The sequence below is a fragment of the Polaromonas sp. genome (assembly GCF_012927455.1).
In the GTDB taxonomy this organism is placed as follows: Bacteria; Pseudomonadota; Gammaproteobacteria; order Burkholderiales; family Burkholderiaceae_C; genus Polaromonas.
This window is the reverse complement of the sequence record NZ_JABBPE010000020.1, coordinates 38,935-49,235: the sequence shown is the minus strand read 5'-3', so window position 1 is coordinate 49,235 and position 10,301 is coordinate 38,935. Positions and strand designations below refer to the sequence as shown.

Annotated in this window: 9 protein-coding genes and 1 pseudogene; 3 read left to right on the top strand and 7 right to left on the bottom strand. The window is 61.5% G+C overall.

Annotated elements, in window-relative coordinates:
* Positions 1-419 precede the first annotated feature (419 nt).
* The 3 genes from HHJ18_RS19545 to HHJ18_RS19535 form a co-directional block, all read right to left on the bottom strand.
* Positions 420-1,790, bottom strand: a complete 1,371-nt coding sequence (locus HHJ18_RS19545) for an NAD-dependent succinate-semialdehyde dehydrogenase (protein ID WP_296917977.1) — start codon at positions 1,788-1,790, stop codon at positions 420-422.
* Between the two features lie 255 nt (positions 1,791-2,045).
* Entirely contained in the window at positions 2,046-3,155 is a 1,110-nt protein-coding gene (locus tag HHJ18_RS19540; protein ID WP_296917975.1) for an alkene reductase, read from the bottom strand.
* A gap of 217 nt (positions 3,156-3,372) precedes the next feature.
* Positions 3,373-3,978, bottom strand: a complete 606-nt coding sequence (locus tag HHJ18_RS19535) for a TetR/AcrR family transcriptional regulator (protein ID WP_296917972.1) — start codon at positions 3,976-3,978, stop codon at positions 3,373-3,375.
* A gap of 56 nt (positions 3,979-4,034) precedes the next feature.
* On the opposite strand from HHJ18_RS19535, the pseudogene HHJ18_RS19530 reads away from it, so the two are divergent.
* Positions 4,035-4,250 (top strand): annotated as a pseudogene (locus tag HHJ18_RS19530) (hypothetical protein); the annotation flags it as partial.
* A 25-nt stretch (positions 4,251-4,275) separates the two neighbouring features.
* Here the strand turns inward: HHJ18_RS19530 and HHJ18_RS19525 are convergent.
* Positions 4,276-5,139, bottom strand: a complete 864-nt coding sequence (locus HHJ18_RS19525) for an exodeoxyribonuclease III (protein ID WP_296917970.1) — start codon at positions 5,137-5,139, stop codon at positions 4,276-4,278.
* A gap of 10 nt (positions 5,140-5,149) precedes the next feature.
* Between HHJ18_RS19525 and pyrE the strand changes: the two genes are divergently transcribed.
* Both pyrE and HHJ18_RS19515 read left to right on the top strand, forming a co-directional pair.
* Positions 5,150-5,899 carry an orotate phosphoribosyltransferase gene (gene pyrE, locus HHJ18_RS19520; protein ID WP_296917968.1) on the top strand — a complete coding sequence of 250 codons (750 nt, stop codon included), beginning with the start codon at positions 5,150-5,152 and terminating at the stop codon, positions 5,897-5,899.
* 9 nt (positions 5,900-5,908) lie between these two features.
* Entirely contained in the window at positions 5,909-6,601 is a 693-nt protein-coding gene (locus HHJ18_RS19515) for a DUF4124 domain-containing protein (RefSeq protein ID WP_296917966.1), read from the top strand.
* 130 nt (positions 6,602-6,731) lie between these two features.
* Here HHJ18_RS19515 and gatB read toward each other — a convergent pair whose 3' ends face one another.
* From gatB to gatC, 3 genes are read right to left on the bottom strand one after another with little or no spacing between them, the layout of a single operon-like run.
* Positions 6,732-8,201 carry an Asp-tRNA(Asn)/Glu-tRNA(Gln) amidotransferase subunit GatB gene (gene gatB, locus HHJ18_RS19510; RefSeq protein ID WP_296917964.1) on the bottom strand — a complete coding sequence of 490 codons (1,470 nt, stop codon included), beginning with the start codon at positions 8,199-8,201 and terminating at the stop codon, positions 6,732-6,734.
* Positions 8,198-9,730, bottom strand: a complete 1,533-nt coding sequence (gene gatA, locus HHJ18_RS19505; RefSeq protein WP_296917961.1) for an Asp-tRNA(Asn)/Glu-tRNA(Gln) amidotransferase subunit GatA — start codon at positions 9,728-9,730, stop codon at positions 8,198-8,200. The genes gatB and gatA overlap by 4 nt, the downstream gene beginning before the upstream one ends.
* On the bottom strand, positions 9,727-10,026 hold the full coding sequence (gene gatC, locus HHJ18_RS19500) for an Asp-tRNA(Asn)/Glu-tRNA(Gln) amidotransferase subunit GatC (RefSeq protein WP_296917959.1): 300 nt from the start codon (positions 10,024-10,026) through the stop codon (positions 9,727-9,729). Before gatC ends, gatA begins: the two co-directional genes overlap by 4 nt.
* Between the last annotated feature and the right edge of the window lie 275 nt (positions 10,027-10,301).

Sequence of the window (10,301 nt, the reverse complement as noted above, 5' to 3'; positions counted from 1 at the left end):
AAGGTGCAGGCCACCGAGGTGGCGATGTACAAGGCGCTCGGCGCGCTCGAAGTGATTGCCAAGCCTTTCGACCCGATGACGCTGGCCGCGCAGATTCAGAAGATCTGGGCCGCGCAAGCTTAAGCCGTCCAGCCCATTTCAGGGGCTAAAAGTGCCTTTAGCCCATATGGGGCGGGCGCGAGTAGCTATGATATTTATAGTAATCTTGGCTCCACATTCGGCTGCGCTTATGCGCTCCGGATGGAAAGCCGGCTGGCCCAATGCCATGCGGGGGTAGCCACGACGCAAATTAGGCCTCGCGGCGTGGCTACTCAAATCAGGCGGCGACTTTCACGTTTATCCGCCACGAACTACGAAGCAGCGTATCGAAGAAGGTGAGCTGCTGCCGATTTTTACGCGGATTGAAGCCCCGCAATGACTCAACTCACACGAATCAGCTTTTTGTTGACGAATTCCTGAATGCCGGCACCGGACAGCTCGCGGCCGTAGCCGGAATTCTTGACGCCGCCGAAGGGCAGTTCTGGCGACGACGTGAGGTCCGAATTGATGAACACCATGCCGGTGTCGATCCGGCGCGCCAGTCGCTTGCCGCGTTCAATGTCCTGCGTGAACACCGAGCCGCCCAGGCCGAAGGGTGAATCGTTGGCCAGCGCGACGGCTGCATCCTCGTCAGCGACCCGGAAGAACAGCGCGACCGGGCCGAAGAATTCTTGCTTGTAAGCTGGATTGTTTTTGTCGATGTCGGTCAGGATCGTCGGCTGCATGAAGGGACCGGCCTGACCGTCTATGCGCTTGCCGCCGATGAGGACGCGCGCGCCGCCGGCCACCGCGCCATCGACCTGGCCCAGCAGATTTTTGAGCGCCTCCTTAGAAGACAGCGGCGCCAGCGTAGTCTGTTTGTCCATCGGGTCGCCCGGCTGGAATTTTTCCAGCGCCGCCTGGAATTTTTCCAGGAACCGGTCGGCCATCGCATCGACCACGATGAAGCGCTTGGAGGCGGTGCAGGCCTGGCCCGAATTGCTCATGCGCCCGCTGATGGCGTGTTTGACCGCCTTGTCGAGGTCGGCGTCCTCGAGCACGATGAAGGCGTCGCTGCCACCGAGCTCCAGGGTGGTTTTTTTCAGGTTCTGCCCGGCCCGCGCGGCGACCACGGCGCCGGCCGCTTCGCTACCGGTCAGCGCCACGGCCCGGATGCGCGCATCGTCAATGACCTGCGAAACCTGGTCCTTGGAGATGAACAGGTTGGTATAAGCACCCGCTGGCGCGCCCGCTTCCTGCATCAGCCGCTCGAACGCCAGCGCGCACTGCGGCACGTTGGAGGCGTGTTTCACCATCACCACGTTACCGGCCATCAAGTTGGGCGCGGCAAAACGAACGATCTGGTAGTACGGATAATTCCATGGCTCCACGCCGAACAGCACGCCGATGGGGCTGCTTTCGACCATCGCCTCGCCGCGACGGGGGGTCAGTTTTTCGGGCGCCAGGAAGCGCTCGGCATGTTCGGCGTAATAGTCGAGGATGGCGGCGCTCAGGGCGACTTCGCCCAGGCTTTGCGGCAGCAGCTTGCCCATCTCCAGCGTGATCAGTTCGGCAAACTCCTGGGGGCGTTCACGCAGGATGGCGGCGGCGCGCGCCAGGACCGCAGAGCGTTCGGCAAATGTTTTCTGGCGCCAGACGTTCTCAAAACAATCGGAGGCCTGCTTGAGCTTTTGCTCGAGCTGCGCAGCGTCAATCTGCTCAAAGGTCTGAAGGACTTTACCGTCGTAAGGGTTGGTGCTTTGATAGGACATGGTTTCCTCGTTGAATTGGTTGATGAACTAGCGGCGATCGACCTGCGGGTTGCACACCGCAGGCCTTCAAACAATCAGTCGACTTTCGGCTGACGCAGCACGGCAGGCATCCGGTGATGCCGGTTTCCTGGCTGTTCACCAGCGCAAGTGCTGAGCGCTGGAGCCGCTGCTGATCGGCAGGAAAAATTGCCTTTGCCTAATAACCATAGGCGCAAGCAGCTATGCTTTTAATAGCACACCGAGAAATCCTGCGTTTCAGGCCGACTGCAGGTCCAGTGTGGGGTAATCGGTGTAGCCGTGTGCGCCGCCGCCATAAAACGTCGTACTGTCAGGGGTATTAAGCTCGGCATCCTGGCGAAAACGCTCGACCAGATCGGGATTGGCGATGAAAAGCCGGCCGAAAGCCACTGCGTCAGCGGTTCCCTGCGCCACCAGCGCGTCCGCATCGGCCGCGTGGTAGTTGCCGCAAAAGATCAGGGTGCCCTGGAAGGCGGCACGCAGTTGCGCACGGAATTTTTCGGTCAGGTCCGGGCCGCCGGCCCAGTCGGGTTCGGCGATGTGCAGGTAGGCCACGCCGCGCTCGCTGAACTCCTTGGCCAGGTACAGGGCGCTGGCCTCGGCTTCGGTGTCGGCCATGTCGAATCCCGCGAAATGCGGCGCCAGCCGCACGCCCACCTGCCCGGCACCAATCACGCTGATCACCGCGTCCAACGCTTCGAGCGTCAAGCGGGCGCGGTTTTCCAGGCTGCCGCCGTAAGCGTCGGTGCGCTGGTTGGTGTTGGTCGACAGGAACTGGTGCAGCAGGTAGCCGTTGGCCGCATGCAGTTCCAGAAAATCGAAGCCGGCCCGCTTGCCGCGCACGGCTGCCTGGCGGTATTGCGCCACAATGCCGGGCATTTCTTCCAGCGCCAGGGCGCGTGGTGTTTCGGTGGCAACGTTTTCCGCTTTGCCGTCAGGCTGGATCACAAAGCATTGCGTGTTCTTGGCGATCAGTGCCGAGGGCGCGACCGGGGCGCCGCCGTTTTCCTGCAGCAGCGAATGCGAGACGCGGCCGACGTGCCAGAGCTGCAGCGCGATATGGCCGTGTTTGGCGTGAACCGCCTGCACCACGTTTTTCCAGCCGGCTTCCTGGGCATCGGTGTAGATGCCGGGTGTCAGCGCGTAGCCCTGGCCCTGCCGGGAGATTTGCGTGGCTTCGCTGACGATCAGGCCGGCGCTGGCGCGCTGCGCGTAATACTCAACATTGAGCGGACCGGGAATGTCACCCGGCTGGCTGGCGCGCGAGCGGGTCAGGGGCGCCATCAAGACGCGGTTAGGCAAGGTTAGAGGGCCGATTTGAAAAGGTGTAAGGAGTTTTTTCAGCATGTGCTTCTTTCATGGAACAAAAAGGACCGGTCGTTTTTAAAAACCGGCTGTGGAGGAGACAACAAGGGAGGTGGGCTGGTCAAACCCGAATTCCGCAGATGTTTTTTTTGAATAGACCGGTCGACTAACGAATGGGTAAAAATTTTGTCGGCAGAGCGCAAGTCGACAACTTCCCGGGAACACGGAAACGAGGAAACAGTACGAAATAAAAATGGCATCAGCCAGCCACCGGACGCGGCAAATTCAGCAGGCCCAAAGTTGCTGCCAGGGCCGCATCCATTGCGCTTCGTTCGCGCCTTAGCTTGGTCAGCAGGGCAGCCCCCAGCCACAGCTCGTAAAGCGCGACCGCAGTGCGATGCGCATCGAAATTTCCGCAGATCGAACCATCGGCCCGGCCTTGCAATATACAGTCGGTCAGCCGGTCGATGATCAGATTGGTGCCGCGTAGCAAGGCCAGACGCATGCTTTCAGACATGTCCGAAACCTCGGCGCTCAGCTTGACCACCAGGCAATTGCATTGCGCGCTCTGGTCGTCGCCGGTCGTCATCCAGCTGTTCCAGTAACGCAGCAGGCGCTCGGCGGCTGACGGCCCATCGGGCTTGAGCAAGGCATCGACCTGCGCCAGGTAATCTGCAACATAACTTTCCACCAGCGCTTCGCCGAACGATTCCTTGGACTTAAAGTAATGGTAGAACGAGCCCTTGGGCACATCGGCCGTGGCCAAAATTTCATTCAGGCCAACCGCCGAGAACCCTTTGCCCACGATGATGGCGCGTCCGGTGTCCAGGATGTGCTGTTTAACGTCGGTGAAATCATGACCCATACCGCAAGTCTACACGATATTAGACCAGTCGTCTAGTAATCGACTGGGTAACTGGCCTGGCAGAAAACAACAGTTTTCATGAAAAACCCCCAAAGACTGCAGCCCCGATCGAAGCAGGCCTCATCGATACCGGGGTCCGCCAGCTGATGAGCGGCAAGGAAGCGATGGCGAATGTCGTGTGTTGTGGCGACGAAACTCGCCGCGCCAAGGTCTACAAGGAAGCGAGCCAGCGCAGCTTCCGGCAGGCAGTCGATGACACGGAAAACCGCAAGAACCCACAGATCAAAATGAGGCTGATCAAAGCATCCAGTCGTAGTCAATCGTCAAAGGCGCGTGGTCGCTGAAACGCTGGGTCTTGTGGATCGCCGCTGAACGGGCCGTCAGGCCGATGGCTGGCGTTGCCAGGTGGTAGTCCAACCGCCAGCCCACGTTTTTGGCATACGCCTGGCCCCGGTTGCTCCACCAGGTGTAAGCCTCGCCCATGGTTTTGGGATGCAGTTGGCGGTACACGTCGATCATGCCGCCGCCCCTGCCAGCTTCCGATCCCTGAATCAGATCTTCTGCCGCTTCCCGGACCCGGGCGGCATCGCGCAGCAACTCGCTCATCCAGGCACGTTCCTCGGGCAGAAAGCCGCTGTTCTTTTGATTGCTCTTGAAGTTTTTCAGATCGATTTCCTGGTGCGCGATGTTGATGTCGCCGCACAGCACAAAGTCGCGCTCTTCCTTCAAAGCCGCCAGCCGCGGGTAAAACTCGGCCAGGAAGCGGAACTTGGCGGCTTGCCGCTCCTCGCCCGACGAACCGCTGGGAAAATAGGCGCTGATGATGGACAGTTTGGGGCTTTGCGGGCGGCCGGGCCGGTCAAAGCGCAGTTCGATGTAGCGGCCTTCGGCGTCGAACTCCGGCGAGCCGTAGCCGACGATCACGTCGCTCGGCTCGTGGCGCGTGTAGATGCCGACGCCGGAATAGCCTTTTTTTTCGGCAAAATGAAAGTAGCCCTTGAGGCCGGCGATTTCATCGAAGCGCCCGGTCAGGTCCAGCGCCTGCGCCTTCAACTCCTGCACGCAAATACAATCCGGCATGGACTGGGCCACCCAGTCATGCAGGCCTTTGTTGGCGGCAGAGCGGATGCCGTTGAGGTTGAGGCTGGTTAATTTAAACATGGGACTTTTAATGAGCATGGCAGGGCAAACAGACAAGCGGGGCGGGGCGGCGGAGGCGGACAACGCGCTGGCACAGGAATTCGTGCAGTTTGCCGTCGAATCGGGCGTGCTGCGCTTTGGGCAATTCAAGACCAAGGCCGGGCGCATCAGCCCCTACTTTTTCAACGCCGGCCTGTTTGACGATGGTGCCAAGCTAGGCCGACTGGCGCAATTCTATGCGCGCTGCCTGCTGGCCGAAGAGCAGCGCAGCGCGCTGGCATTCGACATGATTTTTGGCCCTGCCTACAAGGGCATTCCACTGGCCGCCGCCGTCGCCATCGAGCTGGCGCGACTGGGCCGCAACCGGCCCTTTGCCTACAACCGAAAGGAGGCCAAGGACCACGGCGAAGGCGGCTTGCTGGTTGGCGCGACGGTGCAGGGCCGGGTACTGATTGTGGATGACGTGATGTCGGCCGGCATGGCGGTGCGCGAGTCGATTGCCATCATTGAGGCGGCCGGTGCGGTACCGCACGCCGTGGTGATAGCGCTGGACCGCCAGGAGAAAGCCACCGAAAATGGGGTGGATGTTGACTACAGCGCCGTGCAGTTCGTGACGAAACAGCTAGGGCTGCAGGTTTGCGCGATTGCGCGGCTGACCGACCTGCTGCAGTATCTGAACAGACAAAGCAGCGCGGCTGCAGCGGATGTTCAGTGCGCGCTGTCTTTCAAAGCCCATTACCAGGCGGTTCTGGCTTACCGCGAACGCTACGGCGTGGATTGAGGAATCAAATTGCTGTCGAAAAAAACGCTGTCGCTCAACTTTTTGGTGCTTGCCTGCCTGTGCGGCGCCGCTTCGGCGCAGAGCATCTACAGCTGTGTCGATGCGAAAGGCCGCAAGATCACGGCGGACCGCCCGATTGCCGAATGCACCGACCGCACGCAGCAGGAGTTGATGGGCAGCGGCTCGGTCCGGCGCCAGATCGGCCCGTCCCTGACGGCGCAGGAACGCGCCGCGCAGGAAGAAAAAGACAAGCTGGCCGCCGAGGCGCTGGCCCGCGAAGCTGAAGACAAGCGGCGCGACCGGGCCCTGCTGCTGCGCTATCCCAGCCCGGCAGTGCACCAGCAAGAGCGCGCCACGGCGCTGGCGCAGATCGAGGAAGTCATCAAGGCGTCTAGCAAGAGAACGCTGGAACTGGCCGAGCAGCGCAAGGCCATGAACAGCGAATTTGAGTTTTACGTCAAAGATCCGGCCAAAGCGCCGCTGTCACTTCAGCGCAAGCTGGAGGAAAACGACGCCAGCGTGGGGGTGCAAAAGAAATTTGTGCTGGAACAGGATCAGGAGAAAAAGCGCGTCAACATGCGTTTTGACGAAGAACTGGTCAAGCTGAAGGGGCTGTGGGTGCTCGCTGGCGGCGCGCCTGCCAATGCAAGTGTCAGCACCACGGGCGGGCTGAAGGGTACCAAGGCCGGTGCGAAACCCTGATTTCTCGGGTTTTACCGGTAAAATTGGCTTCCAGCCCAATGAATACGGGCGCTAGCAGCTATTTTTTTGATAGCGTTTAAGGGCGCCAGTCAAATCCTTGACACGGCGCTGTTCACCCCACGCACCGCCATCAAGCCAGCTTTTTCCTGAGCAAGTCGTTGACCTGCGCCGGATTCGCCTTGCCTTTGCTGGCTTTCATGGCCTGACCGACCAGCGCGTTGAAGGCCTTGGCATTGCCGGCGCGCACTTCCTCGACGTTCTTGGCGTTGGCGGCCAAAACTTCGTCGATGATTTTTTCGAGTTCGGTGGAGTCGCTCATTTGCTTAAGGCCCTTGGCTTCGATGATGGCGTCCACATCGCTGCCGTCGCCGTTCCACAGAGCGTCAAAGACCTGGCGCGCTGCGTTGTTTGACAAGGTGCCATCGGCAATGCGAGCAATCAGCTGGCCCAGCTGGTGCGCGCTGACGCTGGCCGCTTCAATCAATTTTTCTTCGGCGTTAAGGTGTCGTGACAGCTCGCCCATGACCCAGTTGCTGGCCAGCTTGGGCTGCTTGCTGGCCGTGGCGACGGCCTCGAAATAGCCTGCCATGGCCTTGCTCTGCGTAAGCTGTCCAGCGTCGTACTCGCTCAAGCCGTAGTCGGTCACAAAGCGCTGCGCCATCACGCGCGGCAGCTCCGTCATCTCAGAACGCACGCGTTCGACCCAGTCCCGCCCTATCACCAGCGGCGGCAAATCCGGGTCCGGGAAGTAACGGTAGTCCGCTGCATCTTCCTTGCTGCGCATCGACCGCGTCTCGCCCGTGTCCGGGTCAAACAGCACGGTCGCCTGCTGGATCGCACGGCCTTCCTCGATTTCACCGATCTGCCAGCGGATTTCGTAATCCATCGCCTGCTGCATGAACTTGAAGCTGTTCAGGTTCTTGATCTCGCGCCGCGTGCCCAGGTCGGCGCCGGGTTTGCGCACCGACACGTTGGCGTCGCAGCGAAAGCTCCCCTCCTGCATGTTGCCGTCGCAAATGCCAATCCAGGTGACGATCTTGTGCAGTTCCTTGGCGTAGGCCACGGCCTCGGCGCTTGATCGCATGTCGGGCTCGGTGACGATTTCCAGCAGCGGCGTGCCGGCGCGGTTCAGGTCTATGCCGCTTTGGCCGATGAAGTCTTCGTGCAGCGATTTGCCGGCGTCTTCTTCCAGGTGGGCGCGCACCAGCCGAACCGACTTTTTCTCGCCGTCAAGGAAGAACTCGACCACGCCGCCCTGCACCACCGGAATCTCGAACTGGCTGATCTGGTAGCCCTTGGGCAGGTCGGGGTAAAAGTAGTTTTTGCGCGCAAACACACTGCTTTCGGCAATGTGCGCATTGACGGCCAGGCCAAATTCGATGGCGCGCTGCACCGCGCCCTTGTTCATCACCGGCAGCGCACCGGGCAATGCAAAGTCCACGCTAGAGGCCTGGGTGTTGGGCTCGGCGCCAAACGCGGTCGAGGCGCGGCTGAAGATTTTCGACTGCGTCGTCAGCTGTGTGTGGGTTTCAAAGCCGATGACGACTTCGTAACCCTGCACGAGCAGGGATTTCGCGATGGGGGTCGTGGTCGAGTTCATGTTGCGCTACCGGGTTTGCGTTGATGCCAGTCGGTTGCCAGCTGAAACTGGTGCGCCGCGCCCAGCAGTTGCGCTTCCTTGAAGTAGTTGCCAATCAGCTGCAGGCCGACCGGCATGCCGTGCGCGCCAAAGCCTGCCGGAACGCTCATGCCGGGCAGGCCGGCCAGGCTGCTGGACAAGGTGTAGATGTCTGCCAGGTAGTTGGCGACCGGGTCGTCGGACTTTTCGCCGATCTTCCAGGCCACCGTGGGAGAGACCGGGCCGGCAATCACGTCGCACTGCGCAAAAGCGGTCTGGAAGTCCTGCGCGATCAGGCGGCGGATTTTTTGCGCCTTCAGGTAGTAGGCGTCGTAGTAGCCGTGCGACAGCACATAGGTGCCTATCATGATGCGGCGCGTCGCTTCCAGGCCAAAGCCTTCGCTGCGCGACTTTTTGTACATGTCGGTCAGGTCGCCGTAATGCGCCGCACGGTGGCCATACCGCACGCCGTCAAAGCGGCTCAGGTTGCTGCTGGCCTCGGCCGGGGCGATCACGTAGTACACCGGAATCGACAGCTCGGTCAGCGGCAGGCTGACATCGACCAGCGTCGCGCCCAGCTTTTCAAATTCGGCCAGCGCGCCGCGCACAGCGGCCAGCACATCAGGCGCGCAGCCCGCGCCGAAAAACTGCGTGGGCAGACCTATTCGTAAACCTTGCAAGCCTTTTAGGGCTGTAGCCCCCGTACCACGGGCGCTGGCAGCTATCAAATCAGTAGCGTAATCGACAGCCGGCAAATCCAGCGAGGTCGAATCGCGGTCTGGATCAGGGCCGGCCATGGCGGAAAGCAGCAGCGCGCAGTCGAGGGCGCTGCGCGCCAGCGGACCGGCCTGGTCCAGGCTGGAGGCAAAAGCCACCATGCCGTAGCGCGAGCAGCGGCCATAGGTGGGCTTGATGCCGGTGATGCCGGTAAGAGCCGCCGGCTGGCGGATCGAGCCGCCGGTGTCGGTGCCGGTGGCCGCGGGCAGCAGCCGTGCCGCCACCGCCGCTGCCGAGCCGCCTGACGAGCCGCCGGGCACGCGGCTCAAGTCCCAGGGGTTGTGCACCGGCTGGTAGGCACTGTTGTCGTTGCCCGAGCCCATGGCGAACTCGTCGCAATTGAGCTTGCCCAGCGTCACCATGCCGGCGCCGCCAGCCGCCACGCCGAGCCGGCTGACCACGGTCGCATCGAACGGGCTGCGGTAGTTTTCCAGCATCTTCGAGCCGGCCGTCGTCGGGAAGTCGCGCGTCACAAACACGTCCTTGTGCGCCAGCGGCACGCCCAGCAGCGGCGTGCGTTCACCAAGCGCCAGCCGCGCGTCGGCGGCGCCGGCCTGCGCCAGCGACACGGTCGCATCGGTGGCCAGAAAAGCCCCGAGGTGGTCGTGCTGGCGGATGCGCGCAAGAAAATGCTGCGTCACTTCGACGCTGGAAACTTCGCGCGCTGCCAGCTTGGCGGCGAGTTGCGCCACGCCCAGGTCGTGCAAATCGAGGTTGTTCATGGCGCTGCTCATTCGATCACCTTGGGCACGAGAAACAGGCCGCGCTCGACGGCGGGCGCGCTGCGCTGGCTGGCCTCGCGTTGGTTCATTTCGCTGGCGATGTCCTCGCGCAGGCGCAGGGCCACCTCGCCAAGCAGGGCGGCGGGATGCGCCAGTGGCGCCACACCGTCGGTGTTGACGGCTTGCATCTGCTCGACCAGGGCGAAAAAGCCGTTGAGCTGGCGCAGGGTGTGTTCGGTTTCGTCTGGATGCAATTCCAGCCGGGCCAGGTTGGCCACGCGTGCGATGTCTTGGGAGGTCAGAGCCATGGGGTGAGGGTGGTGGAGTGCAGGGGAAGCGCTTCGCAGCAGAAAATTCGGCAGAAACAGGGAAGAAGTGCCGACAAAAGAACGGCTGGAACCAGCGCTAAAGCTGAAAAATCCGTTCCTATGTAACCGGCGACTCACAGGGGATGCGTTATTATCCCGCCTTTGGTGTGAAATCCGGGCTGGTTGCACTCTTTAGGCGTTTTTTAAGCGCTGGAAACATTCCCCCCGAGAAGTCGCCCGCTCTTTCCCCAGTCTTTAGCCAGTCAAAAAAGGGC